Below are 25,688 nucleotides of genomic sequence, written 5' to 3' on the forward strand. Positions count from 1 at the left end.
CCCATGACCGAGTCCGAGAGAGCAGGGGCCGAGACGGCTCCCGACGCAGCGTCCATCGACGCAGCGCCCATCGACTACACCGCCCTGGCGCGCGAGGCGTTGCTCGAGGTCACCCCCGAGTCGACCGTCGGCGCACCCGTCGGCACCGTGGACGAAGGGGACGGCGTCGTGTCCGTCCTGTTCGCCAACCGCCTGCCCGGGTACCCCGGGTGGCGCTGGACCGTCAGCGTTGCGAAGATCGGCGACGAGGAACCGACCGTGCTCGAGGTCGAGCTGATGCCCGGGGACGGCTCGCTCGTCGCGCCCGAGTGGGTGCCGTGGTCCGAGCGACTGGCCGAGTACCGGGCCGCGCAGGAGCACGAGGGCGAGGACGCGTCGGACGAGGACTCGGACGACGAGGACTACGACGACGAGTCGGATGAGGACGACGACGAAGACGACGACGAGTCGGACGACGACGAGGACTCGGACGAGGACGACGACTACGACGACTCGGATGACGACGAGGACGACGACGAGTCGGACGACGACGATGACGACGAGTTCGACGCCGACGAGGACGACCTCGACGAGTCGGACGACGACGACATCGAAGGCGTGGACGTCGATGCGCTCGCCGATGTGAGCGACACCGACAGCAACACCGCCGCCGCCTCGACCGCCGAGGTCCAGGCCCCGCAGCCGCCCCGTCGCCGCCGTGCCCGCCGCGTGCAGCCGTTCGAGCCCGACGCCGATCTCGACGTCGACCAGCTCGACGCCGGCGAGGCCGACCCGGGCTTCCACCGCGCCTGACCCACCCGGACCGACGAACGGGCCCGGCACCACCGATCCGGTGGTGCCGGGCCCGTCCTCGTTCCGGCGGGTGTCCCCGACGTCAGCGCAGGGCGTCGATCGTGAAGTCGATCGCGCGCACGAGCTTCGCGACGTCGTCCGGGTCGATCGCGGTGAAGGTCGCGACGCGCAGCTGGTTGCGGCCGAGCTTCCGGTACGGCTCGGTGTCGACGATGCCGTTCGCGCGCAGGGTCGCGGCCACGGCCTTGGCGTCGATCGAGTCGTCGAGGTCGATCGTGGCGACGACCTGGGACCGAGCGGCGGGGTCGGAGACGAACGGGGTCGCGGAGTCGCTGGCCTCGGCCCAGTCGTAGATCGTCGACGACGAGGTCTTCGTGCGGAGGTCCGCCCACGCCAGGCCACCGGACTCGTTCATCCACCGCACCTGCTCGTCGAGGAGCAGCAGCGTGGAGATCGCCGGGGTGTTCAGGGTCTGGTTCAGGCGCGAGTTGTCGACGGCGTTCTTGAGCGACAGGAACTCCGGGATGTACCGGTCGGAGGCGGCGATCCGCTCGATCCGCTCGATCGCGGCGGGGGAGAGCAGCGCGAGCCACAGGCCGCCGTCCGAGGCGAAGTTCTTCTGCGGGGCGAAGTAGTAGACGTCGGTGGCGCTGACGTCGAACAGGGCTCCACCGGCGGCGCTCGTCGCGTCGACGACGGTCAGGGCGCCGGCGTCACCGGTCGCGCGGACGACCGGGGCCATGACGCCCGTCGAGGTCTCGTTGTGCGGGTAGGCGTAGACGTCCACGCCCTCCACCGGCTCGAGTGCGGCGAGGGAGCCACCCGGTGCCTCGACGACGTGCGGCGCCTCGAGCCACGGGGCCGCTGCGGCCTTGGCGAACTTCGACCCGAACTCGCCGAAGGACAGGTTCTCGGCACGGCGCTCGATGAGGCCGAAGGCGGCGGCGTCCCAGAACGCGGTCGAGCCGCCGTTGCCGAGGACGACCTCGTAGCCCTCGGGGATCTGGAACAGGTCGGCGAGGCCGGAGCGGACGCTGCCGACCAGGTCCTTCACGGGCTTCTGGCGGTGCGACGTGCCGAGGATCGTGGCGCCGCGCGTCACGAGGGACTCGAGCTGGGCGCCGCGGATCTTCGACGGACCACAGCCGAAGCGACCGTCGGTGGGGAGGAGTTCGGCCGGGATGACGATGTCTGCCATGCACCGATCCTAACGATGACGATCCGCCCGCCCGAGCCCGTGTACCGGCCGGACGGGGAGTGTTCGGCCCGCCCGTCCACCGCGTCGGATGACCCTTTCTCACGTGCACCCGGGCGCCGGTCGGTGTTCGTCGGTGCGAACAAGTAGTGTGGTCGGCGCTGGGCCCAGACATGAGAGGCGGACCGTGACCGATCTCGTCGACACCACGGAGATGTACCTTCGCACCATCCTCGACCTCGAGGAAGAGGCGATCGTGCCGCTGCGCGCGCGCATCTCCGAGCGCCTCGGACACTCGGGCCCGACGGTCTCGCAGACCATCGCCCGCATGGAGCGCGACGGCCTGGTCGTCGTCTCCGGCGACCGGCACCTGGAGCTCACCGACGAGGGTCGTTCCCGCGCCACGCACGTGATGCGCAAGCACCGTCTGGCCGAACGCCTGCTGGCCGACGTCATCGGACTCGACTGGGCGTTCGTGCACGACGAGGCCTGCCGGTGGGAGCACGTCATGAGCGAGCAGGTCGAGGTCCGCCTGCTCGAGATGCTCGGCAACCCGACGGAGTCGCCGTACGGCAACCCGATCCCGGGGCTGGCCGAGATCGGTGGCCCCGCGGCCGCCGGGTTCCTCGACGGCGTCCAGAACATCGTCGCCGCGACCGAGGGCACCGACGCCGTCACGACCGGGGTCGTCCGACGCCTGGGCGAGCCCGTGCAGTTCGAACCGGAACTCCTGCACCAGCTCCGCACCGCCGGCGTCATGCCCGGGCGCGTGGCGAGCGTGCAGCGCGCTGGCGCCTACGTCGCGGTCCGCGTCGAGGGTGAGGACTCGGGCATCGAGCTGCCGATCGAGGTCGCGCAGCACGTCTACATCGAACGCGGCTGACCGTTCCTGGTCGTTCCTGAGAGTCTTTACCGTTTCGTTACCTGCGGGGCGTTTGGTCTCGACTCGGTAACGACGCTTCCGTACACTCGTCCGAGTCGCCGCGCTGCCCCTGAGCCGGAGACCCGTGGCAGGACGTCTCGAACCCGTCTCCTGCCTCGATCGGAAACGATGACGAACGGATGGGGTTGCACACCGCCGGACACCCACGGCGGCGTGATGACGAGACGTTGGAGACACACCTCTTGACGCAGACCGGTACCGCCGCGGACGACCAGACGCCCGCGAACCCGACGAACACCGAGAACGCCACCACCGCCCCGCTCACCCGGCGGGCCGTGCGCGAGACCGAGGGCCGCCCGGTCCGCAAGGTCGTGCCGGTGCGCTCCGCCCCGCTGCCCGGTGGTCGTCGTGCCGCGCAGGCCGCGGCCGCAGCGAACACCGCGAAGGCCAGCTCGTCGTCGCGCAAGCGCAAGTTCCTCGCGCCGGTCGTCCTCACCGTGGCCGCCGGCATGTTCGGCACGGTCGCGGTCGCTCCGGCCTTCGCCGCGACGACCTCGAGCAACTCGACCGCCGTCGCCGATGCCCAGCGTCAGGTCCGTGCCACGCAGAGCCAGGAACTGTCGGTCTCCGACGCCGTGGCGCTCGCCGACACGAGCCGTGACGGCTTCGGCGCGACCTCCACCGCGACGCTCGACGCCGAGAAGGCCGCGAAGCAGGCCGCCGCCGACCAGGCTGCCGCTGCGAAGGAAGCCGCCGAGCAGGCCGAGCAGACCCAGACCGCCCGCGCCGCGACCGCGAAGCAGTACTCCTCGTACACCGGGCCCACCGCCGCCGAGTACGCGGCCAGCTCGTCCGCCGCCGACACCCCGTTCTCGCTGCCGGCCGTGGTCGCCACGGGCAAGCAGTACATCGGCACCCCGTACGTCTTCGGTGGCGCGGACCCGTCGGGCTTCGACTGCTCCGGCTTCATCATGTTCGTGTACGCCCAGTACGGCATCAACCTCGCGCACTCCGTGCCGCTGCAGGACCAGGCCGGCACCACGATCCCCGAGTCCGAGGCGCAGCCCGGCGACGTCGTCATCTTCAACAACGAGGCGCACGACGGCTTCTACATGGGCAACGGCATGATCATGGACGCCCCGAAGCCCGGTGGCACCGTCCAGATCCGCCCGATCTGGACGAGCGACTACCACATCGTCCGCTTCGGCATCTAGCGAACACTGCCCCCGGGGGAGTGTGAACTTCTCCAGAACCGGCCCGCACACCCTCGTGCCGGGCCGGTTTCTGGGTTAACCTGACGCTGCACCGGTCCGCACCGGCGCGAACAGGAGACCCTCATGTCGATGTTCCGCACGACCCGCACCATGGGTCGGCGCGCGCGCATCGACATATGGTCGAGCACAGCCTGCGTGCACGAGCACGCCCCTGCATGACGAGAGCACTGCCCATCCGGGTGGTGCTCTTCGTGGTTTAGGGGCGTGAACAGGTCGTCCTCACCCGTTCGCGCCGTCGGTCCGACGCACCCGCAGCGCCTGGAAGCCGTCCAGGCACGTCGGAAGGGAACCCATGCGCACTCTCGTCCTCAACGCCGGTTACGAGCCCCTCGCGGTGATCTCGTTCCGACGAGCCCTCGTGCTGGTCATGAACCAGAAGGCCGCCATCGTCGCCGCCGACGTCGAACACCCGGTGGCCGGGTCGACGTCGAGCTACGACCGTCCGTCCGTCATCATCCTCACCCGCTACGTGCGCATCCCGCACTCCAGGCTCGTGCCGGTGTCCCGTCGCGGTGTGCTGCGTCGGGACGGCAACCACTGTGCCTACTGCGGCCGGCACGCCACCACGATCGACCACGTGCAGCCGCGGTCGCGCGGTGGGCAGGACTCGTGGGAGAACCTCGTCGCCTGCTGCCTGGCCTGCAACAACACCAAGGGCGACCGCACCCCGCAGGAGATGGGGTGGCGCCTCCGGTTCCCGCCGAAGGTGCCGCACGGGTCCTCGTGGGTCGTGCGCGGCATCGAGCGTCCGCAGGCGGAGTGGGACGAGTACCTCGTGGCCGCGTAGCGGCCGTCGGTCCGCACCACCAGACGGACCGGAGGCCCGTGGCGACGCCGCCACGGGCCTCCCGTCCGTCGCCCGCCGCGACCAGTGCCCGACCCGCCCTTGGCAGGTCGCGCCGCGTCCGCCATCCTGGGCTCGACGCCAGCGGCGTCGGTCGGAGCCCCGACCGACGGTCCGGCGACACGAGGGAAGAGCAACGATGCGCAGCGAGATCTCCGGAACGACCATGCCCGTCCTGACGCTCGCGCTCGACGCGGGTGAACGCATCGTGGCCGAGGGCGGTGACGTGGCCTGGCTGACCCCCGGGTTCGGTATGGACACCTCGACCGCGCACGGTGGCAGCGGCGGGTTCCTCGGTGGGCTCAAGCGAGCGCTCGGCGGTGGGCAGCTGTTCCTCACCGAGTACACGGCGTCGGCCGCGGGCGGGCGGATCACGTTCGCCGCGAGCCTCCCCGGCACGATCCGCGAGATCACGGTGGACCCGGCGGACCAGTTCCTGGTGCAGTCGGGTTCGTACATGGCGAGCACCGCCGACGTCGACGTGTCCGTCGGGTTCCAGAAGCGCCTCGGAGCGGGGATCTTCGGTGGCGCGGGCGTGGTGTTCCAGGCGCTGTCGGGCTCGGGGACGGCGTGGGTGCAGCTCGCCGGCGAACTCACCGAGGTCGAGCTCGCCGCGGGGGAGTCGCTGCTGGTCCACCCGGGGCACCTGGCGATGTACCGCGCGGGCACGTCGGTCGAGTTCGCCACGGTGAAGGGCATCAAGAACAAGGTGTTCGGTGACTCGATGTTCCTCGCCGAGGTGCACGGTCCGGGCCGGATCTGGCTGCAGTCGATGACGCCGGCGGCCCTCGCCGCGGCCATCCAGCCGTACCTGCCGAAGCCGCAGGGCAGCGACCGCGACTGAGCCTGCCACGCCCGGCCGCACCTGTTCTGGCCGGAGAACGCGGCATCCGGGCATACTTCCCCTGAGACCTGAGGGGGCTTCATGCTCTGGCCGGTGTCGTCCTGGTCCTCCGGTGCTGACGGAGGACCGCCCGCAGTCCCACCGACTCGAGAGCAGGACCCGTGACCGACATCCGCAGCATCCGGACGATCCCGCGAGCTATCTGGGTCGGCCTCGCGGCCGCAGCGTTCTACGTGCTCCTCGCCGCTGTCGGCGGGAACCTGTTGAGCGTGTTCGCGAACGGTGACGACACCCTCGACTTCGTCCTCAGCCACTACATCGTGGTCCCGGTCCTCATCGTGGTCGGCCTGCTCTTCACCCGCCAGGCTGGTTGGACAGCGGAGGCGTGGACTGCTCCGTCACCGTTCACGGAACGTCGTCGGTGGTGGATGCTCGCGATCCCGATCGTCCTCGTGGTGCAGCTCATCGGGCTCCTCATGGAGGTTCCGTGGTCCGAGCAGACGGTCTCGGTCGTGCTCATCTACCTCGTGGGTTCGTTGTTCATCGGGTTCGGTGAGGAGCTGTACTTCCGCGGGATCCTCCGTGTCAGCGTGCTCGGGCACCACCGCGAGATCACCGCGCTGCTGATCACCTCGTTCGCCTTCGGGTTCGCCCACACCGTCGGCTACCTGTTCGACGGCGTCGGGGTCGCCTCGATCATCTTCGACACCCTGTACCTCGCCGTGGACGGGGCGCTCTTCTACGGTGCGCTCCGCGCGACGGGGAGGCTGTGGGTACCGATCGTCCTGCACGGCCTCGGGGACTTCGCCCGCTTCCTGCAGTCCGGCGACAACGACTCCAACCGGTCGGACATGTCCGGCGCCGACATCATCTCGTCCCTGTCGGTGTTCGTCACCGCGGCGCTCGCGATCGCCCTCGTGGTGAGCATCGCCCGGCAGGACCGGAAGACCCGACGAGCAGCGCAGCCCGGATCGGCGGACGTCGCATGACGCCCACGGTGGAGACCACCGGTCGGCGGCATCGGTGGGTGCCGGCCGACCGACGGTGGTGGGGGCTGGACCGCCGGACGGTCCTCCCCGCGGTGATCGTGCTGGCGACCGCCGCGATCATGCACTGGGGCGTGCCGTGGCTGAACGACCAGGTGTCGTTCACCGAGACGGTCCCGGCGGGGAGCACGATGTCGCTGAAGGAGGACGTCGAGTTCACGCCGCCAGCCGGGTGGGGCATCAGTGACGGTGTCCTCACCGGTGATGCCGAGGCGGGCGGCACCTACCCGGCATCTGCGACCGTGTTCGACGGCACGACGTCGATCACGCTCCGGACCGGCACCTTCGAGGGCACGCCGCGCGCACTGCTGCGGCAGATCGAGTCCACCAACGCGGCCACCGGTACCCAGGCCCTTCGATCGACGGTGACCCCGGTCACGACGGCGTCCGGGGTGCGCGGGGTGATCAGCGAGTTCCGTGACGTCCGGAACGACGGTGCCATCGCCGCGTTCGTCGCGGACGGCGTCGGTGTCGAAGTCGTCATCAGCACACCGAACAGCACACCGTCGAGGACGGCCACCCTGATCGGACAGACCCTGTCGTCGATCACCGTCGAAGGAGCCGGATCATGAGGCTGAACCTGTTCCGACGGGATCCCGAGCGCACCGTCGGCACGGTCGCCGCGTCGTCGGTGCCGACCGAGCTGGAGCAGGCACGGACGGCGGTCTTCGAACGGTCCGGGTGGGGCCTGCGGATGGAACTCTTCCAGCCGCGGAACGCCGCGTTCTGGGTGTTCTGGGGTCTGGTGATCGCCGGCGCCTGGAACGCGGTCACGATCCTGCAGTCCGCTGTGGCGCCGTTCGCCTCGGCGGTCGCCACCAACGGCCTGGTCCTGGTCCTGTACGCGGCCCTGTTCTGGTGGGCGACCCGTGCCATGGACCGGTACTCGACCCTGCCGATCAGCCTGGTGGTCCACGCGTTCCTGTGGGGTGCCACCGCGGCGACGTTCTTCATGGCGATCTACGCCAACGACGCGATCCTCGGCCTGTACGGCAAGACCTTCGGGCAACGCTGGGCCGCCGACTGGGCAGCCGGGCTCACCGCGCCCTTCACCGAAGAGGTGTCGAAGGGCATCGGTCTGGTGCTCCTGATCACCCTGGCACCGCGGATCGTCCGGACCACGTTCGACGCGTTCATCCTGGGGGCGTTCCTCGGGCTCGGGTTCCAGGTCGTCGAGGACGTGCTCTACGTCGCGCAGACCTCCGGTGCGAACTTCGGCGCGCACCCGTTCCTGGCGGGGCTGGAGACGCTGGTGGTCCGGATGACCACCGGGGTCGCCGGACACATCGCGTACTCCGCGATCTTCGCGACGGGGCTGTTCCTGCTCGCCGGCAGTCCCGTGCAGCGCAGACGGGTCGGGCTCGGTGTCGGGCTGATGGTCCTCGCGATGGCCATGCACGGCCTCTGGGACGACCTCGGCGCGCTCGTCGGACCGCTGCAGGCCTTCAACCTGGTGTTCATCGCGATCCTGACGGTGATCGTCGTGTTCGTGGTGTTCCGGGTCTTCCGGTTCGCCGTCCGCCCCGAGCGGGAGGACCTCCGCACGGTGCTCGCGCCCGAGGTGGCGGACGGGCTGCTCTCGGCGGACGAACTCGACGCCGTCGTCGGTACCCGGAAGGCGCGACGGCGGTACGTCAAGGCGGCCGGATCCCGGCAGGAGCGCCGACGGCGCCGCGTGCTGCTGACCGCGATCCACGATCTCGCCGAAGCGCTCCCGCACGTCGACGACCCGGACCACATCGCGTTCACCCGACAGGAGGTCACCCGGGTGCGGAACGGCGGTCAGCAGACCGCGTAGGTCTGCCGTCTCGCGCGTGAGCGTGATCAGCAACGGACAGGAGGCCCGTGGCGGGCCCGCCACGGGCCTCCCGTCCGCTTGCCTGCCACTTCCGGACCGGACACGATCTGACGACGCCGGGGAACGTCCGCCGAACGGCGCGTGAACGCGCGTCAGCGCCTGTCCGGACAGGTTCGCGGCGGCCGCCTCGGCGGTGTTAGCGTCCCCGTCGACAGCGCCTAGGGTTCCGGGACTCCCCGTCCGACTGGTCCGAGCGGCGCCACGGTCCGCCACCGAACGCGGGCCGTCATCTGAACGGACAAAAGCCTGGAGGACCTCGCCCGTCGCGCCGCGCGCCGGGCAGAAGGTCCTGCCGTGACACCGCTCGCCGTCCTCCTCGTCCTGTCCGCCGCCGTCGCCCACGCGGGGTGGAACGTCATCGCCCACGGGGTGAGCCGGATCGGGATGCCGTTCCTGTGGCTCGGCGCGGTGTCGAGCGTGCTGGTCTGGATCGGTGTGGTCCCGTTCACCGGGGGCCTCGGCGACGCGGACCCCGGCGGCTTCGTGCTCGGCGTGGCCGCGTCCGGGGTGCTGCACGTCCTGTACATGCTGGTGCTGCAGCGCGGGTACCGGGTCGGGCGGCTGTCGACGGTGTACGCCACGGCGCGGGGGACCGGGCCGACGATCAGCGTCGTCCTGGCGATCGTGCTCCTGGGTGAGCGCCCGCACTGGATCGCCCTGGTCGGCGGGCTGCTGGTGCTCGTCGGTGTGGTCGCCGTCGGGCTCGCCGACCGGGGGACGACGTCGACGGAGCTCCCGAGGCGGCGGATCGACCCGGGACTGGTCGCGGGTCTGCTCACCGGAGTGGCCATCGCCGCGTACACGATCTGGGACGCGTACGTCGTCCGCGATCTGGGAGTCGCGCCGGTCGCGTTCATGGTCGGGTGCACGGCGGTCGAGGTCGTGTTCTTCGGACTGGCCCTCGGGTCGCGGCGGCGCGAGGTCCTGCCCGTGCTGCGGCAGCACTGGCCGCGGGTGCTCGCGTTCGGGGTGCTGTCGCCGCTGTCGTACATCCTCGTGCTGGTCGCGATCGGCATCGCCCCCGTGGCGCTCGTCGCACCGATGCGCGAGGTGAGCGTCGTGCTCGTCAGCCTGTTCGGGGTGCTGGTGCTCCGCGAAGGCCGTGCGCTCGCCCGGGTCGGTGCCGCGGTGGTGGTGCTCGGCGGCATCGCGCTGCTCGCGCTCTGACGACGGCGACGGCGACGGCGACGGCAACGGCGACGGCGACGGCGGCGTCGTCGTCGGCGGCCTGTCCGGACAGGTGCCAACCGAGTTCACCTGCCGTCCACGCCGCGTGTACCGGGACGGAACTCCGCTCCACCGGTCGGCTGCGACAGTTGCGGTCGTCCGCACCGGACCCGCCCCCCCCCCGAACCGCCTGAAAGGTCATCATGCCCATCTCCGCACGCAAGTCGCTCGTCGCGCTGGCCGGCGCCCTGGCCCTCGTCGCCACGCTCAGCTCCTGCTCCGCAGGCTCCACCGCCGCGACCGGTGACGGCAGCCCCGCAGGCGGCTCCGACGCCGTGCAGTACGCCGCGGACGAGAACACCATCGTGTTCGGCGTGGTCCCCGACTCCGTGGACACCGAGACGAACTACCAGCCGCTGATGGACTACATCGCGAAGGAGACCGGCAAGAAGGTCGAGTACCACGAGTCGACCGACTACGCCGCGCTCATCGAGGCGTCCGTCGCGGGCAAGATCGACGTCGCGTCGTTCTCCGGGTTCACCTACGTCACGGCGAAGAACAACGGCGCGAAGATCACCCCGATCTCCTCCATCATCACCGCCGAGGGGCAGAAGCCCGGGTACTACTCCGAGGCCATCGTGCCGAAGGACAGCGACATCGACTCGCTCAAGGACTTCGCCGGCAAGAAGGTCTGCTTCGTCGACCCCTCGTCGACCTCGGGCTACCTGTTCCCGAGCTACAACCTGCTCAAGGCGGGCGTCGACCCGAAGACCGACGTCACCCCGGTGTTCGCCGGCAAGCACGACGTCAGCGTCCAGAAGGTCGCGGCGGGCACCGAGTGCGACGCCGGGTTCGCCGAGGACAGCGAGGTCGAGAAGAACGACGACGTGCGCGTCGTCGCGAAGACGATGGTCCCCGGCGCCCCGATCGTCGTCTCGGACACCCTGCCGTCGGCCGAGAAGGAGACGCTGACGAAGGCGCTGTCCGACGTCACCATCGACCAGATCATCGACGCCGGTGTCGACAGCGCCGACAGCGACGGCTTCCGCAGCGTCTTCTACGGCACCAAGCCCGTCGACGACGAGTACTACGACCTGATCCGCGACATCTGCGAGACGACGAAGTCCACCACCTGCCAGGCCTGACCCGGCGACCGCGAGACGGCAGCCCGAGGAGCACCATGACGAACCACGCACCGGTCGGTACCCCGGCCGTCGAGATCACCGGCCTGACGAAGCGCTTCGGCGACACGACGGCGTTGCGCGACGTGTCGCTGCGCGTCGGGCAGGGCGAGGTGGTCGTGCTCCTCGGGCTGTCCGGCTCCGGCAAGAGCACCCTGCTCCGGCACGTCGACGCACTCGAGCTCCCGACGTCCGGCAGCGTCCGGGTGGACGGGACCGAGGTGCACCGCCTGACCGGGCGCCGTCTGCGCGAGCTGCGGAGTCGCGTCGGGTTCGTGTTCCAGCAGTTCGAACTCGTGCCGGCGCTCACCGTGCTCGAGAACGTGCTCACCGGAGCGCTCGCGACCCTCCGTGGCCCGCGGCTCGGCCTCTGGTCGTACCCGCGCGGCCTCCGTCGCACCGCACTCGGGCACCTCGACCGCGTCGGGCTGCTCGACCGCGCGTACCAGCGGGCCGACACCCTGTCGGGTGGGCAGCAGCAGCGCGTCGCGATCGCCCGGGCCCTCATGCAGGACCCGACGGTGCTCCTGGCTGACGAGCCGGTCGCCTCGCTCGACCCGGAGTCCAGCGGGCAGGTCATGCGCCTCATCCGCGAGATCGCCGCCGACCGGGGGCTGACGGTGCTCTGCAGCCTGCACCAGGTCGACCTGGCCCTGTCGTGGGCGGACCGGATCATCGGGCTCCGGCACGGCGAGGTCGTGCTCGACACCCGGACCGACGGCCTCGGCAAGGCGGAGGTCATGGAGATCTACGGGCAGGTCGCGACGAGCACCGACGAGTTCGCCACGATCGAGGCCGAGCTGCACGCACTCGACGCTGGGGAGCGGACCTCGTGACGACGCTCGACACCCGACCCGGAACCGCGGCGGCGCTCGCCGAGGACGTGGCCCGTCGTGCACCCCGCCGCCGGGTCTCGCCGGAGCGCACCGCTGCGGTGCTCACCCTCGTCGCCCTCGGCGTGCTGGCGTGCGTCGCGGTCGCGCGGGTCGACATCTCGATCCCGAACATCATCGCGTCGTGGTCGAACGCCGAGCACTTCTTCCACCGTGTGGGCACCGTCCGGTTCCCGGCGGCCCCGGTGCTGCTGCAGCAGACCGCGCTCACCGTCGGGCTCGTCCTGCTCGGCACCCTGCTCGCCGCCGCACTGAGCGTCCCCGTCGCGTACCTGGCGGCGGCGAACACCAGTCCGGCCCGCGGGTGGGTGGCCGCAGCGCGGTTGGTCAGCGTCCTGACCCGGGCCGTGCCGGACGTCGTCCTCGCGATGGTGTTCGTCCTGGTCTTCACGATCGGTCCGCTGCCCGGGATCCTGGCGATCGGCATCCACTCCGTCGGGATGATCTCGAAGCTCTTCGCCGACGCCATCGAACAGATCGACGAAGGACCGCGCAACGCGATCCGGGCAGCCGGGGGGAGCCGTGCGCAGCAGTTCACCGCCGGCGTGCTCCCGCAGGTGCTGCCGTCGTGGGTCGCGACGATCCTGCACCGCAACGACATCAACCTGCGCGGATCCGTCATCCTCGGGTACGTCGGCATCGTCGGCCTCGGCCGCGAGATGTCCTTCGCGTTCAAGTCGCTCGACTACTCACTCGGCATCGGGTACGCGATCGTCATCTTCGGCCTGTGCGTCCTGATGGAGATCGTCTCCAGCTCGGTGCGCGCCGCCATGCTCGGGGTGGCCCCGGCCGGGCGCGGCATCGGTGCCAGGGCTGCCCGTCGGTGGATGCGTCGACGGGACCGGCAGCGAACCGAGGCCGCACCGTCCACGCGGCGACCGGTCGCCGCGACGGTCGAGGGCACCCTCCGCCGCCCGTGGACCCCCGTCCGGGTCCGGAACGCGATCTGGTGCTGGGTCGCCCTGGCCGTCGTCGTCGGCAGTGTCGTGGTCTGCGACATCGCCTGGGGTGACCTGGTCACCGTGTGGGGCAAGATCCCCGCCGTCGCCGTGCAGTTCTGGCCGCCGTCCTTCGGCAGCTACGGTGCCGGCATCATGTTCAGCGCGATGTTCGACACCGTCGCGATCGCCCTCGCCGCGACCGTCCTCGCGCTGCTGCTCTCGCTCGTCATCGGGTCCCTGGCCGCCCGCAACGTCGCTCCCGGGCGCGGGGTCCGGGGCGGCGCACGGCTGCTGCTCGTCGTCGTCCGCGGGATCCCGGAGACGATCCTCGCGGTCGTGCTCATCGTCGTGACGGGGCTCGGTGCGCAGGCGGGGACCCTCGCCCTGGCCTTCGGTGGCATCGGGCTCCTCGGCAAGCTGATCGCGGACTCGCTCGAGGAGGTCGCTCCCGGGCCCGAGCGCGCCGTCACCGCCACCGGCGCGGGTCGCCTGCAGCGCTACGCCTCGGCGACGGTGCCGCAGGGGTTCCGCGCGATGCTCGGGCACACCTTCTACCTGCTCGACACGAACATCCGTGCGGCGACGATCCTCGGCATCGTCGGAGGTGGCGGCATCGGCTACTACCTCCTCAATGCAGCGCAGGGGTCGAACTACGCGTCCGTCACCGCGATCGTCCTGCTCATCCTGGTCACGGTGCTCGTCACCGAGGGCCTGGCCATGTGGCTGCGGCGGGTGTTCCGGTGAGCGCGACGGAACGGTACGACGTCGTCGTGGTCGGCGCGGGCATCGTCGGGCTCGGCATGGCCTACGAGGCACTCCGCCAGGGCGCCCGGGTCGCGGTGGTCGATCGTGCGGGCGCGATCGTCGGTGCGAGTGTCCGGAACTTCGGGCACGCCTGCGTCACCCCGCAGACCGGGGAGGCGGCCGGCTACGCGCAGGAGGCACGCCGCCGTTGGCTGGCACTCGCGCAGCTCGCCGGGTTCACGGCGCGCGAACGCGGTGCGCACGTCGTCGCCCGTCGCCCTGAGGAGCTCGCGGTGCTCGAGGAGTACCGCGACTCCGGCGCGGACCTGCGGCTGGCCGACGCGACCGAGATCGCAGCGGCGGTTCCGGTCGACCCCGGCTCGGCCCTCGGCGGCGCCCACCTGGCGCACGACCTGCAGGTCGACCCCCGCGAGGCAGCTCCCGCGATCGCGCGCTGGCTCGCCGGGCAGGGGGTCACCTTCCACTGGCGCACCCCCGTGCTCGAGGTCACCACCGGCGCCGTCCGCACCGGTCGGGGCATCGTGGAGGGGACCCGGATCGTCGTCTGCACCAACCACGACCTCGACCAGCTCTTCCCGGAGCTCGCGGAGTCGATCGGCCTGGTCCGCTGCCGGCTCCACATGCTGCGGGCGACGATCCCCCTCGCCTTCCCGCTCGCCACACCGCTGCTGACCGGGTGGTCGCTGCTGCGGTACTCGGGGTTCGCCGCGATGCCCGGAGCAGCTGCCCTGCGGGACCGGCTCGCCGCCGACCTGCCCGAGGGGATCCGCTGGGACCTCAACCAGATGTACACGTCGCCGCCGGACGGCAGCGTCATCGTCGGGGACACCCACGAGCGCGGGGTCGACGCGCCGCCGTTCCAGGACGAGGACGGCTTCCGGCTGCTCGTCACCGAGACCGAGCGGCTGTTCGGTGCGCCGGTCTCCGTCGTCGACCGGTGGCAGGGCGTCTACGCCTCGGCGCCGGGGCGGGAGTTCCTCATCGACCAGCCGGTCCCCGGGGTCGACGTCGTGACGGTCACCACGGGCATCGGCATGACGACCGGCCTCGGCATCGCGCCGACGGTCCTCGGCTGACCCCGGCCGTCCTCGATCGAGGGGGATCGTCAGTCGCGGAACAGCCGCTGCCGGCCGTCACGCCAGACACCGACCACACGGTCCTCGCGCACGGCGACGAAGTCCGCTCGGCGCCCCGGTGCGAGGAGCCCCCGGTCGGTGAGCCCGACGTGTTCCGCGGGGTTCCGCGTGACGGTCGCGACGAGGTCGGCGAACGGTGCGACCCCGGCGGCGACGGCCGCTCGCAGCCCCGGCAGCAGCGAGCCGAGCTGGTAGTCCGACGCCACCACGTCGGCCCGACCGGCCGCGATCGCCGCGCGAGCGGACAGCCCGGAGCCGTGCGACCCGCCCCGCCAGAGGTTCGGCGCACCGACGACGACCCCGAGCCCGGCGTCGATCGCGGCGGCCGCAGCGCGCTCGGTGACCGGGAACTCCGAGATCCGGGCGCCGAGCCGACGGGCCTCGAGGACGGCTTCGGGTGTCTCGTCGTCGTGTGCTGCGACGACCACACCGGCCCGGTCCGCGAGCTCGGCGACAGCCGCTCGTCGTCGGCCGATGCCCTCGGCGCCGGCCTGGAACGCCGCCAGGCGGGCGTCGAGCTCCTCGTCGTCGGCGCGGTCGAGCGCGCGGTAGGCCCGTCTCCACGCGGCGACGGTCGGGTACTGGCCGCGGCCGGGGGTGTGGTCCATGTACGAGACCAGGGCGACGCGATCCGGATACGCCGCCACGAGCCTCCCGGCCGCTGCCACGGCGTCGTCGTGGGTGACGTCGACGCGCAGGTGCACGCGGACTTCGACCGGCAGGTCGGACGCGGCGACCGCGTCGAGGACGGCGGCGGCGTGCTCGGCGCTGCGCGCCGGAGCAGTCGCGTGCTCCACCGAGCAGCACAGCAGCGCGGTCGTCACGCCAGCGAGCAGGGCGTCGGCGGCGAAGGACTCGAGCGCGTGCGCGAGCGGGACCGGGACGCCGGGGCGCGGCTGCTCGAAGCGGGACAACGAGTCGGCGTGCAGGTCGACCAGGCCCGGCAGGACGTCGACGTCGCCGAGGTCGACCGCCGGTCCGGCCGACGCCTCGACGACCACGCCGTCGCGCACGGCGAAGGACGAGCCCGGCGTCGCGCCGTCGCCCCGGTGGACACGGGCAGCGGTGAAGGTCGTCACGCAGCCATCACACCACGGCGACGGCGGGGGCGACCCCGCGGCGCAGGAACCCGTCCGACGGCGGCGTCGTGACGGCGTGCCCGACCGCGCCGAGGCCGACCGGCTGCTCGACCAGGTCCGCGAAGGGCAGCTCGCTGCGCGCGAGGAAGGCCACCGCGGTCGCGAGGTGCCGGGGCGCGTAGTTGTGGACCCCGACGATCCGGTTCAGCCGCCGCACGATCTGCTCCGGGTCGATGGTCACCGGACGGCTGGTCGAGACCGCTCCGACGAGCACGGCGACGCCGTCGACGTCGAGGGAGTCCACCGCCGCCTCGACCGCGTCGGGGTAGCCGGACAGCTCGACCGCGACGTCGAAGGACCCGATCGCGTCACCCGGGGCAGCGGCCCGCGCCGCGCCGAAGCAGACCGCCCGGGCACGTCGGCCGGCGTTCGGGTCGGAGACGGTCACGCTGGCACCCGCATCGACGGCCATCGCGACGGCGGTGATCCCGAGCATGCCGGCACCGGTGACCAGGACCCGTGCGCCGTCGAGCGGTCGCTGCACCGCGTCGAGCGCCGCGGCCACGGTCGCCGTGGCGCAGGCCGCCGGCGCGGCGACGGCTGCCGGCACGTGCGCGGGGACGACCGCGATCGCCGTGCCGGGGAGCAGGACGCAGTGCGTGGCGAAGCCGCCGTTCAGCGTCCAGTCCGCGGTGACGGCCTCGTGGCCGTACTTCCGCAGGGAGCGGCACTTCTGCGGGATGCCCGACGCGCACCGGTCGCAGTCACCGCACGACGCGGCGACCGACCACACGACGCGGTCACCGACCCGGACCGGCTGTCCCTGGACGGTGGTCGGCGGCACGGCGTCGACCGCGACGACGCGGCCGACCTGTTCGTGGCCGAGGACACTCGGCGTCGGACCCGGACGGTGGCCGAGCGCGGTGTGCAGGTCGCTGCCGCACACGGTGGCCAGCTCGACCTCGACGAGCACACCGCCGTCCGGCAGCGTCGTCGACGGCAGCGTCTCGACGGTGACCGGGGCGCCGACGCCGTGCCACAGGGCGTACCGGGCGTCGGCGCGCACCGGCGTCACGCCAGGACCCGGGCGGCGTCCTCGACCTCGGCGAGCACCGACGGCAACTCGGTGACCGAGTCGAGGACGTGGGTGTGCTGGACGGTCGCGAAGTCGGCGTCCTGGTGCGTCCCGGTCCGCACGCCCGCCACGACGGAGGCACCGGCGCGGTGTCCCGTGAGCAGGTCGGCGACGGTGTCCCCGACGACCGCCACGTCACGGACGTCGTCGGTGCCGGTCCGGAGCACGGCGGTGAGCACCATGTCCGGGAACGGGCGCCCGCGGCCGGCGTCGGCGGGGGAGAGCGCGAGGTCGATCAGCGGCCGCCAGCCGAGCAGGTCGAGCACCGCGTCGCGCGTCGCGGGCGAGAACCCGGTGGTCAGCGCGATCCGTCGCCCCGCTGCGCGGAGTGCGACGAGTGTCTCGACGGCGCCGTCCACCGGACGCACGCCGCGGTCGAGGGTCCGGCCGTACGCACGCTCGAACGCGGTGTTGGCCGCCTCGGCGCGGACGCCGTCCCCGTCGAAGAGCGCCGTGAACACGGCGATCTTCGACTGGCCCATGGTGTCGACCGCGTACCGCACCGCGCGGTCGTGCTCCGAGCTGCCGTGCTCGAGGCCGACGTCGGTGAGTGCGGTGCGGAAGGCGTCGAGGACGACGCCACCGTCGTCGACGGTGGTTCCTGCCATGTCGAGGCAGACGAGCGAGATCATGGGACTCCTGGGTTCGTGCCGTCACGCCGGGACCGGCGCGGTCCGACCAGCGTCGGAGTGCGCCGTGGCGGGCAGACGGTGCGCAGGTGTCCGCCAGGTGAACGACGCCGGGAGGCTCGTGGCGGCCTGTCCGGACAGGCATGCGGTCCGCCAGAGGACCGGCTACAGTCCGAGCGTGCCGGAGACCCGATACCTCGACATCGCCGCCGCCCTGGAGGGCGAGTTGGCCGATCTGCCGATCGGCTCGCGGGTGGCCAGCGAGGCGGAGCTGGCGGCGCGGTTCGGCGTCGGGCGGTCCGCCGCCCGGGCGGCGCTGCAGCACCTGCAGCGGCGCAACCGCATCCGCCGGGTGAAGGGCGTCGGCAGTTTCGTCGCACGCCGCATCGACTACCTGATCGGTTCGCGTGCGGCACCGTCGTGGAGCCACACCGTCCGCGCGGCCGGAGGCAAGCCGTCCAGCGTGACGCTGTCGTGCGCACTCGTCCCCGTCCCGCCGCGCATCGCGGAGTCCCTCGACCTGGAACCGGGAGCGCCCGTGCACCGCCTGACCCGGCGCTCGCTGGTCGACGGGCTGCCGGCAGCGTGGGGCGTGGAGTGGGTCCCGCCGTCGATCGTGCCCGAGCTCGCCGAGGCGCTGCAGGTCAGTGACTCGCTGTACGAGGTGCTCCGGCAGGTGGGACGTTCCACGCCGCACCGCCGCTGGGTCCGTGCGACCGCCGACGTGGTGTCCGAGGACGTCGCCCGGCACCTGGACCTCGACGAGGTGACGCTCGGCTGGTTCATCGAGAGCCTGACGTCGGACCGCGACGACGAGCGACCGCTCTGCCTGAGCGAGCGGTGGATCCGGGCGGACGCCATCCGGGTGTTGTTCGAGGCCGGTCGGGACGCACCGCTGACCTGATCGGCTGCGGTCTTCCGTTCGTCGGCCTGGCCTTCCGTTCGTCGGTGGCGCTGACTAGCGTCGCCGGCATGGGCGAGACACCGCACATCGACGACGCGACCATCGACGACCTGCGTGCTCGGCTGCGTGCCACGCGCTGGCCGGACGCGCCCGCCGGGGTCGGCTGGTCGCTCGGCGTGGACCTCGACGTCCTGCGCCCGCTCGTCGAGTACTGGGCCGACGGGTTCGACTTCGACGCGCACCGTGCCGAGCTCGCCGCGCTGCCCTCGCGCCGTGTCTTCGTGGACGGCATCGGCATCCACGTGCTGCACGCCCGCGCTCCGCGGACCGACGCCCTGCCGGTCCTGCTCGCGCACGGCTGGCCGGACTCCGGCTGGCGGTACCGCAAGGTGCTGCCGATGCTCGTCGACGCCGGGTACGACGTCGTCGTGCCGGACATGCCCGGGTACGGCTTCTCGGATGCACCGCCGCAGGTGCTCGACGCCCGGCAGGTGGCCGGCATGTGGGCGACGCTGATGACGGACCTGGGGTACGAGCGGTTCGCGGTGTCCGGCGGCGACATCGGCACGCACGTCGCCCGCTACCTGGCACTCGACCACCCCGACCGGGTCGTCGCCGTGCACCGCATCGACGGCGGGCTCGCCTGGCCGGGGCTGGATGCGTCGACGTTGTCCGCCGCCGAGCGGGAGTTCGTCGCCGCGACCGATCGGTGGCGCACCGCCGAGGGCGCCTACGCGATGCTGCACCGGACGAAGCCGCAGACCGCGGCCGTCGGGCTGAACGACTCACCCGCGGGTCTCGCGGCCTGGATCGTCGAGAAGCTCCGGGCGTGGAGCGACTCCGACGGGGACCTGTGGTCGGTCTACACGCGCGACGAGGTCCTGGCGCTGCTCACCGAGTACTGGGCCACCGCCACGATCGGGTCGGCGATGCGGATGTACCATGCGAACGCGGCGATCCCGGCGGAGCAGCTGGAACGACGGGTCGAGGTGCCGTCCGGGTTCTCGATCTTCCCCGGCGACATCGTGCGGGCGCCGCGCGAGTGGCTCGAGCGCACCACGAACCTCGTGTTCCACCACGAGCTCGACCGCGGCGGGCACTTTGCGCCGTTCGAGCAGCCCGACCTGTTCGTCGACGAACTGCACGCGTTCTTGGGGCCCTTCCGCCGCTAGAGTGGTCGGGCCAGCCTCTGTAGCTCAATGGAAGAGCAGTTCCGTCCTAAGGAAACGGTTGGGGGTTCGAGTCCCTCCAGGGGCACCAGCACCACCCCCGAGTTGGGGGTCGTCTCTCGCCCTGGGTAGAACGATTGGTCTGCCATCGTTGTTGCATGGGGAAATCACAGAAACAACACAGGCGAGCTGGCTTCATCCGCGTCCTCGCGGGGTTGGCTGCAGCGACGGCGCTCTCCGGCTTCGCGGTCGGGGTGACCACGCCCGAGGACTCGGCCCAGGCGAGCACCGCCAATGCCGCCTCCGGGATCGGGTACTACCAGCCGTCGAACTCGTCGTGGCACTTGTCCTACAGCACACCGCCAGGAGGTGGGCAGAGCGACCGTGCGTTCGTGTTCGGTCCGGCCAACAGCGGTGGGATCGTGCCGGTCTCTGGCGACTGGGACGGGAACGGATCGTCGAGCGTCGGGTGGTACCGGTACAGCGACGCATCGTGGCACCTCACGGCCGAGCTCAACGGCGGCACCGACATCTCCTTCCTCTACGGCCCCGCCGGTGACAAGTCCGTCGTCCCGGTTGCGGGCGATTGGGACGGCGACGGCAAGGACACGGTCGGGTGGTACCGCCCGAGCGATGCCTCGTGGCACCTGGCCAGCGCGAACAGCAACAGTGCGACGTCCTCCGCCTTCGTCTACGGAGCAGCGGGCAATTCGTCGGTGACCGCCATCGCTGGTGACTGGAACGGCGACGGGAAGGACACCGTCGGGTGGTACCGCCCGAGCGATGGTTCCTGGCACCTGGCCAGCGCCAACGGGAACGGAGCGACCTCGACAGCCTTCGCGTGGGGGGTGTCCGGTAATTCCTCCGTGTCCCCAGTTGCCGGCGATTGGAACGGTGACGGCAAGGACACGGTCGGGTGGTACCGCCCGAGCGACGGCTCCTACCACCTGACGAACTCGAACGCGCCGGGATCCGCATCGATCACCTTCGTGTTCGGACCGACCGGCAACAGCTCGCTCGTCCCCATCGCCGGTGACTGGGACGGCAGGTCGACGCCCTCGAGCAGCGCCCAGGCGGTCGCAAAGCGCCTGCAATCCCAGTACCAGGCAGGCAAACTCACGTTCATCGACGGCAAGGCTGCGATCTTCGAGCGAGAGATCCTTCCGTACGCCCAGACCGGTACAGCTCCAGCCGGGTGCAGGGTGGACGTCCGCATCCTCCAGGCTCTCGCGATGTCGGTCGACCACTTCGGGAGCATCCGGGTGAGTGACATCGGACGTCCGTGCATGGACGAGTCCACGAACTGCGACTTCTCGTTGCACTGCTACGACCCCGCGAAGGCGATCGACGTCATCGGGGTGGGAGGAACCACGATGTCCGCTTCTTCGGAGGCGAAGCGCATCGAGTACGTGCGTTACCTCGACAGCATCGTGCCGAGCGGCTCGCAGGCTGGTCAGTTCAACTGCATGCCCAACCGACCCGCGTTCTCGAACATCCGCTCGGTCACGGACACCGCCTGCCACCACCAGCACTTCGACCTCGGAAGTGCGACTGGATCAGTTCGGTACACCGGTTAGGCCGCGAAGATCCACTGATCGACCGAGAGGCCCCACGACCGCAAGGCGTGGGGCCTCCGCCGTCCTGGTGGTTCGAAGTGCATGACGACCAAGCATCTCGTTCCCTTCCTCGGTCGCATGAGCCTCCGCACCATGGTGCATCAGCCAGCAGGCTGGGCCGGCGGGTCCTCCGGCATCGGGTGTTCCGCCTGCCAGAGCGCGTCGACCTGGCCGAACTCCCGCGGGTAGCACTGGGTGTCGAACACCTCGAGGCCCTCGGCAGGCGTGGAGTACAGATACCAGGGGCCCGTGCCCACCGGTCGGCTCGTCCAGGACCCGTTCGCGAACCACGAGAGCGGCACGTCGTCCATCGGGTGTCCCGCCTGGGTCAGGCAGGCCTCGAGCCGGTTGAAGGCGGCGCGGTACTCGTCGAGGGTGATCCGGTCGTCCCGGATCTCGGCTCGCTGCTGGGCAGAGGGTTCCGCGATCGGCGCGGACTCGACCCACGAGGCCCAGACGGCGTAGCGGGCGGAGCCGCCGCCCGTCACGCTGATGGTCGCCGCCGAGTGTCCGGAACCGGGCGCTGGGGACAGGCTCCAATGCTCACCGCTCACCCCGCCGGTCGTGCCCGGGGTGCAGCGGGTGGGCCCGTCGATGGTCGTCCCGTCGATGGCCACGGTGAAGGTCCCCGGGTCGAGGCACTTCCACGTGAGCGTCACCCGGTCGGCGTTCGCGGGGCGGGTGCCGAGCGAGAACGAACCATCGCCCTGCGTGGCCGCGAAGGCCGGAATCCCGAGGATCGTGGCGTGGTTCGCTTCCTCGACCATGTAGCGCGTCGAGGTCGCGAGGGTGCTCTCCAGCGCGGCGTCCGGGTCGTTCGACGGGACGGCAGCCGCGGTGATCCCGCCCGTGACGGCCGATCCCGCCAGGAACGCCGCCGTGATCGTGAGGACCGTGCCGCGGGTCGGTCGGCGACGTCGACGGAGCGGCGCTCCGGTGGCGCTGGTGGCGTCGACCTCTGCGACGAGTGCGTCGCGCATCGCTGCGAGACGAGGGGAGATCTGGTCGTGGTTCACAGTGTGCCTCCGAGGGGTTCCGCTGTCGCCGAGTACTGCTTGTGGAGCCGCGCCTTCGCACGGTGGAGCCGGGACTTGACGGTGCCGGGCGGGACGCCGAGGACGGTCGCGGCCTCACGCTCGCTCAGCCCCTCGAGCACGCAGAGGGACAGGACCCGCTGGTCTGCGATCGGGAGACCACGGAGCGCGGTCACGGCCTCTGCGTCGGTGAAGGAGTCCGCTGGGTCGGGTGCCGGATCGTCGACCGGGAACCTGCCGAGGAACGAGCGGTGCCGCCGAGACGACCGCGTCAGGTTGTGCGCCGTGTTGGTCGCCGTGACGAGGAGCCACGGCAGCATCGAGTCGTCGACGAAACGGACGTGGTCCCGCTTCCGCCAGGCTTCGAGGAACACCACGGCGACCACGTCATCGGCGTCGTCCGGCGTCGGGACGAGCGCTCGGACGTGACGACGCAGTCGCGCCGCGTGCCGGTCGAAGAGCCGACCGACCGCACGGCCGTCCCCGGCGACGCCCAGGGCCCAGTCGGACCGGTCCCCCGTGATCTGGTTCATGCCCTGTATTGTCCGGTCGCCCTGGATCGGTTCCGGGTTGTGGCAGGTCAGTTCTCCACAACCGTCGCCCCGGACGGTAGTCGAGCCCGCTGGCCCCGTACGATTGACCCCGTGTCCAAGGTCCTGAGCAGTCTCCCCGTCGGCGAACGAGTCGGCATCGCGTTCTCAGGGGGTCTCGACACCTCCTGCGCCGTTGCCTGGATGCGCGAGAAGGGAGCGATTCCCTGCACGTACACGGCCGACATCGGCCAGTACGACGAGCCGGACATCGACGCCGTCCCGAGCCGCGCCCACGAGTACGGCGCGGAGATCGCCCGACTGGTCGACGCGAAGAGCGCCCTGGTCGAAGAGGGCCTGGTCGCCCTGCAGACCGGTGCGTTCCACATCCGCTCCGGCGGCAAGACGTACTTCAACACGACGCCGCTCGGCCGCGCGGTGACGGGCACGATGCTCGTCCGCGCGATGAAGGAAGACGGCGTCGACATCTGGGGCGACGGCTCCACCTACAAGGGCAACGACATCGAGCGGTTCTACCGCTACGGCCTGATGGCCAACCCGCGTCTGCGCGTCTACAAGCCGTGGCTCGACTCCGAGTTCGTCGAGGAGCTCGGCGGCCGCAAGGAGATGAGCGAGTGGCTCGTCGCCCGCGGGTTCCCGTACCGCGACTCCACCGAGAAGGCGTACTCGACCGACGCGAACATCTGGGGCGCGACGCACGAGGCGAAGAGCCTCGAAGAGCTGTCGAGCGGCCTGGACATCGTCGAGCCGATCATGGGCGTCGCCGCCTGGCGTGACGACGTCGAGGTCGCGACCGAGATCGTCAGCGTCCGGTTCGAGGCCGGTCGCCCCGTCGCGATCAACGGCGTCGAGTACACCGACGCGGTCGCCCTGGTCTACGAGGCGAACGCCATCGGTGGCCGCCACGGCCTTGGTGCGTCCGACCAGATCGAGAACCGCATCATCGAAGCCAAGAGCCGTGGCATCTACGAGGCTCCGGGCATGGCGCTGCTGCACATCGCCTACGAGCGCCTGCTCAACGCGATCCACAACGAGGACACGGTCGCCTCGTACCACAACGAGGGTCGCCGTCTCGGTCGCCTGATGTACGAGGGCCGCTGGCTCGACCCGCAGTCCCTCATGCTCCGCGAGTCGCTGCAGCGCTGGGTCGCCTCCGCCGTCACCGGCGAGGTCACGCTGCGCCTGCGTCGTGGTGACGACTACACGATCCTCGACACCACGGGCCCCGCGCTGTCGTACCACCCGGACAAGCTGTCGATGGAGCGCGTCGGCGACGCTGCCTTCGGCCCGGACGACCGCATCGGCCAGCTCACCATGCGCAACCTCGACATCGCGGACTCCCGTTCGCGGCTCGAGCAGTACGCCGCCGCCGGCCTCATCGGTGGCGCGACGGCCGAGCTCGTCGGCGAGCTCGAGGCGGGCGAGGCCGAGGAGATCCTCGGCGGCGCGATCGTCGCCTCCGACGCCGAGGACGCGATGGGTCGTCGCACGGACCTCGCCTCCGAGGGCGCTGCCTTCGACTCCGGCACCGACTGATCGAGCGGATCCGCGCCCTGGGCGCGACCCCTTGATGACGGGAGGCCCGGTGCCAGCTGGCACCGGGCCTCCCGTCCGTCAGCCGCGAAGCGCATCCGCCTCGACGGCGCTCGGGCGCGACCGTATCGTTGCGGTACCGGGTCAGTCATCAGGGACTCGTCGTCACGATGCTCCTCACGATCTGTGAGGTCTGGCACAGCGGGTCGGCCCGGACGGATCCGAGATGCGCATCATCTCGACGAAGGGCTGGTCGCCATGACCGCCACCATCCAGAACGCCTGGCACCGCCACGGCCTCCGCTCGCCCGAGGACCTCGCCGCCCTCGTCGCCGAACGCCTCGAAGGAACCGGCCACCAGCTCGTCAGCGTCAGCGAAGCGCGCTACGAGCCCACCTACGCGGACTTCCTCGGCGAGCAGCTCTGACCCCCAGCGGGTTGCCGCTCGGCCGTCGGTAGAGTCTGCGCATGCGCACAGCCCGAACCACGGCGGCGGCACTGGCGATCGTCGCGGCGGGACTGCTGACGCTCGTCGGTGTCCAGCCCGCGTCGGCCCACTCGGCCCTGACCAGCAGTACCCCGGCGGACGGGGCGGTCGTCACCGAACCGCTCGAGTCCGTCGACCTGACCTTCTCCGAGGCGCCGCTCGCCGGCCTCGACGCCGGACTCCGGATCCAGGTGACGGACGCCTCGGGCACCGACGTCGCCAGGGGTGACGTGACCGTCTCCGGGACGACCATGCGCCGCGCGGTCGACCTCGACCGGGGCAGCTACACCGTGCTCTGGCGGTACGTGTCGCCGGACGGCCACCCGATCGAGGGCACGCTCGCGTTCGAGTACCGGGCCGCAGCGCCCGTGTCGACCCCGAGCGCGAGCGTCACCCCGACCCCGACGGCGAGCACCGCTCCGACGTCGAGTGCCACCGCGACGGCCACCGGAGCCTCGGACGGTGCTCCGTCCTCGTCGCCGGGCATCGCGCCGGGCGTGTGGATCGGCCTCGCCGCCGGAGCCGTCCTGGTGGCCGGCGCGGTCGTCGTGCTGCTGCTGCGGCGCGGTCGCAGCGCGTAGCGCGTAGCGCGTAGCGCGTAGCGCTCGCGGCGCGCGCAGCGTCGCGCACTTCGTGAGCAGGAACGGTCGGGTCGCACGCGCGCACCCGACCGTTCCTGCTCACGAAGCGCACGCACGCACGCCGCAGCGCAGGCGACGCACGGAACGCGGCC

25 protein-coding genes and 1 tRNA gene are annotated in these 25,688 nt (G+C 71.3%); 20 read left to right on the forward strand and 6 right to left on the reverse strand.

Translation table 11 applies throughout. From position 1 onward, the window contains the following. Positions 1 to 3: 3 nt before the first annotated feature. Positions 4 to 792, forward strand: coding sequence for a DUF3027 domain-containing protein (locus tag DEJ02_RS06105; RefSeq protein ID WP_146249227.1), 789 nt, complete (start codon positions 4 to 6; stop codon positions 790 to 792). Positions 793 to 874: 82 nt separating this feature from the next. On the opposite strand, the gene serC is transcribed toward DEJ02_RS06105, so the two are convergent. Further along, positions 875 to 1,990: a phosphoserine transaminase gene (gene serC / locus DEJ02_RS06110; RefSeq protein WP_071404063.1), complete on the reverse strand. Its 1,116-nt coding sequence runs from the start codon at positions 1,988 to 1,990 to the stop codon at positions 875 to 877. 184 nt (positions 1,991 to 2,174) lie between these two features. On the opposite strand from serC, the gene DEJ02_RS06115 reads away from it, so the two are divergent. The 12 genes from DEJ02_RS06115 to DEJ02_RS06170 all read left to right on the forward strand — a co-directional run bounded on the left by DEJ02_RS06115 (position 2,175) and on the right by DEJ02_RS06170 (position 14,759). Next, the gene (locus DEJ02_RS06115) at positions 2,175 to 2,870 is read left to right on the forward strand and encodes a metal-dependent transcriptional regulator (RefSeq protein ID WP_071404062.1); all 696 of its coding nucleotides are present in this window, start codon (positions 2,175 to 2,177) and stop codon (positions 2,868 to 2,870) included. A gap of 242 nt (positions 2,871 to 3,112) precedes the next feature. Beyond that, on the forward strand, positions 3,113 to 4,084 hold the full coding sequence (locus DEJ02_RS18740; protein ID WP_111032343.1) for a C40 family peptidase: 972 nt from the start codon (positions 3,113 to 3,115) through the stop codon (positions 4,082 to 4,084). A gap of 352 nt (positions 4,085 to 4,436) precedes the next feature. Next, complete coding sequence (locus DEJ02_RS06125; RefSeq protein ID WP_111032344.1) at positions 4,437 to 4,931, forward strand: HNH endonuclease; 495 nt, start codon at positions 4,437 to 4,439, stop codon at positions 4,929 to 4,931. A gap of 196 nt (positions 4,932 to 5,127) precedes the next feature. Beyond that, positions 5,128 to 5,832 (forward strand): AIM24 family protein, encoded by a 705-nt coding sequence (locus tag DEJ02_RS06130; RefSeq protein ID WP_071244046.1) that lies wholly within the window; start codon positions 5,128 to 5,130, stop codon positions 5,830 to 5,832. A 161-nt stretch (positions 5,833 to 5,993) separates the two neighbouring features. Continuing rightward, positions 5,994 to 6,821 carry a CPBP family intramembrane glutamic endopeptidase gene (locus DEJ02_RS06135; protein WP_111032345.1) on the forward strand — a complete coding sequence of 276 codons (828 nt, stop codon included), beginning with the start codon at positions 5,994 to 5,996 and terminating at the stop codon, positions 6,819 to 6,821. Continuing rightward, a complete protein-coding gene (locus DEJ02_RS06140) occupies positions 6,818 to 7,450 on the forward strand; it encodes a hypothetical protein (protein WP_111032346.1) in 633 nt (210 codons plus the stop codon). Before DEJ02_RS06135 ends, DEJ02_RS06140 begins: the two co-directional genes overlap by 4 nt. Continuing rightward, on the forward strand, positions 7,447 to 8,676 hold the full coding sequence (locus tag DEJ02_RS06145) for a PrsW family intramembrane metalloprotease (protein WP_111032347.1): 1,230 nt from the start codon (positions 7,447 to 7,449) through the stop codon (positions 8,674 to 8,676). The genes DEJ02_RS06140 and DEJ02_RS06145 overlap by 4 nt, the downstream gene beginning before the upstream one ends. A 354-nt stretch (positions 8,677 to 9,030) precedes the next feature. Then, positions 9,031 to 9,903 (forward strand): EamA family transporter, encoded by an 873-nt coding sequence (locus DEJ02_RS06150; protein ID WP_111032348.1) that lies wholly within the window; start codon positions 9,031 to 9,033, stop codon positions 9,901 to 9,903. Between the two features lie 203 nt (positions 9,904 to 10,106). Beyond that, complete coding sequence (locus tag DEJ02_RS06155; protein WP_111032349.1) at positions 10,107 to 11,048, forward strand: phosphate/phosphite/phosphonate ABC transporter substrate-binding protein; 942 nt, start codon at positions 10,107 to 10,109, stop codon at positions 11,046 to 11,048. A 35-nt stretch (positions 11,049 to 11,083) separates the two neighbouring features. After that, entirely contained in the window at positions 11,084 to 11,920 is an 837-nt protein-coding gene (gene phnC / locus DEJ02_RS06160; protein ID WP_111032350.1) for a phosphonate ABC transporter ATP-binding protein, read from the forward strand. After that, positions 11,917 to 13,662 (forward strand): ABC transporter permease, encoded by a 1,746-nt coding sequence (locus DEJ02_RS06165; RefSeq protein WP_111032351.1) that lies wholly within the window; start codon positions 11,917 to 11,919, stop codon positions 13,660 to 13,662. The genes phnC and DEJ02_RS06165 overlap by 4 nt, the downstream gene beginning before the upstream one ends. Next, positions 13,659 to 14,759, forward strand: coding sequence for a TIGR03364 family FAD-dependent oxidoreductase (locus tag DEJ02_RS06170; RefSeq protein WP_111032352.1), 1,101 nt, complete (start codon positions 13,659 to 13,661; stop codon positions 14,757 to 14,759). Before DEJ02_RS06165 ends, DEJ02_RS06170 begins: the two co-directional genes overlap by 4 nt. 29 nt (positions 14,760 to 14,788) lie before the next feature. Here DEJ02_RS06170 and DEJ02_RS06175 read toward each other — a convergent pair whose 3' ends face one another. From DEJ02_RS06175 to DEJ02_RS06185, 3 genes are read right to left on the reverse strand one after another with little or no spacing between them, the layout of a single operon-like run. Continuing rightward, positions 14,789 to 15,898: an alpha-D-ribose 1-methylphosphonate 5-triphosphate diphosphatase gene (locus tag DEJ02_RS06175; RefSeq protein ID WP_111032353.1), complete on the reverse strand. Its 1,110-nt coding sequence runs from the start codon at positions 15,896 to 15,898 to the stop codon at positions 14,789 to 14,791. A gap of 7 nt (positions 15,899 to 15,905) precedes the next feature. After that, positions 15,906 to 16,973, reverse strand: a complete 1,068-nt coding sequence (locus DEJ02_RS06180; protein WP_111032354.1) for an alcohol dehydrogenase catalytic domain-containing protein — start codon at positions 16,971 to 16,973, stop codon at positions 15,906 to 15,908. Further along, positions 16,970 to 17,665, reverse strand: coding sequence for an HAD family hydrolase (locus DEJ02_RS06185; RefSeq protein WP_111032355.1), 696 nt, complete (start codon positions 17,663 to 17,665; stop codon positions 16,970 to 16,972). Before DEJ02_RS06185 ends, DEJ02_RS06180 begins: the two co-directional genes overlap by 4 nt. Positions 17,666 to 17,840: 175 nt before the next feature. On the opposite strand from DEJ02_RS06185, the gene DEJ02_RS06190 reads away from it, so the two are divergent. The 4 genes from DEJ02_RS06190 (at position 17,841) to DEJ02_RS06205 (ending at position 21,312) form a co-directional block, all read left to right on the forward strand. Further along, the gene (locus tag DEJ02_RS06190; protein ID WP_220036566.1) at positions 17,841 to 18,566 is read left to right on the forward strand and encodes a GntR family transcriptional regulator; all 726 of its coding nucleotides are present in this window, start codon (positions 17,841 to 17,843) and stop codon (positions 18,564 to 18,566) included. A 68-nt stretch (positions 18,567 to 18,634) separates the two neighbouring features. Beyond that, entirely contained in the window at positions 18,635 to 19,738 is a 1,104-nt protein-coding gene (locus DEJ02_RS06195) for an epoxide hydrolase family protein (RefSeq protein WP_111032357.1), read from the forward strand. A gap of 13 nt (positions 19,739 to 19,751) precedes the next feature. Continuing rightward, positions 19,752 to 19,826, forward strand: a tRNA-Arg gene (locus DEJ02_RS06200). 67 nt (positions 19,827 to 19,893) lie between these two features. Next, positions 19,894 to 21,312 carry a VCBS repeat-containing protein gene (locus DEJ02_RS06205; protein WP_146249229.1) on the forward strand — a complete coding sequence of 473 codons (1,419 nt, stop codon included), beginning with the start codon at positions 19,894 to 19,896 and terminating at the stop codon, positions 21,310 to 21,312. Positions 21,313 to 21,452: 140 nt separating this feature from the next. Here DEJ02_RS06205 and DEJ02_RS06210 read toward each other — a convergent pair whose 3' ends face one another. Both DEJ02_RS06210 and DEJ02_RS06215 read right to left on the reverse strand, forming a co-directional pair. Continuing rightward, positions 21,453 to 22,367: a hypothetical protein gene (locus tag DEJ02_RS06210; RefSeq protein WP_146249230.1), complete on the reverse strand. Its 915-nt coding sequence runs from the start codon at positions 22,365 to 22,367 to the stop codon at positions 21,453 to 21,455. Beyond that, the gene (locus tag DEJ02_RS06215; protein WP_111032360.1) at positions 22,364 to 22,918 is read right to left on the reverse strand and encodes an RNA polymerase sigma factor; all 555 of its coding nucleotides are present in this window, start codon (positions 22,916 to 22,918) and stop codon (positions 22,364 to 22,366) included. The genes DEJ02_RS06210 and DEJ02_RS06215 overlap by 4 nt, the downstream gene beginning before the upstream one ends. Positions 22,919 to 23,029: 111 nt before the next feature. Between DEJ02_RS06215 and argG the strand changes: the two genes are divergently transcribed. The 3 genes from argG (at position 23,030) to DEJ02_RS06225 (ending at position 25,536) form a co-directional block, all read left to right on the forward strand. After that, positions 23,030 to 24,472: an argininosuccinate synthase gene (argG, locus tag DEJ02_RS06220; RefSeq protein WP_042540079.1), complete on the forward strand. Its 1,443-nt coding sequence runs from the start codon at positions 23,030 to 23,032 to the stop codon at positions 24,470 to 24,472. A 255-nt stretch (positions 24,473 to 24,727) separates the two neighbouring features. Then, on the forward strand, positions 24,728 to 24,895 hold the full coding sequence (locus DEJ02_RS18420; RefSeq protein ID WP_155896891.1) for a hypothetical protein: 168 nt from the start codon (positions 24,728 to 24,730) through the stop codon (positions 24,893 to 24,895). A 41-nt stretch (positions 24,896 to 24,936) separates the two neighbouring features. Next, complete coding sequence (locus tag DEJ02_RS06225; RefSeq protein WP_111032361.1) at positions 24,937 to 25,536, forward strand: copper resistance CopC family protein; 600 nt, start codon at positions 24,937 to 24,939, stop codon at positions 25,534 to 25,536. Positions 25,537 to 25,688: the final 152 nt, after the last annotated feature.

Source organism: Curtobacterium sp. MCLR17_042, from assembly GCF_003234695.1.
GTDB classification, from domain to species: Bacteria; Actinomycetota; Actinomycetes; order Actinomycetales; family Microbacteriaceae; genus Curtobacterium; species Curtobacterium flaccumfaciens.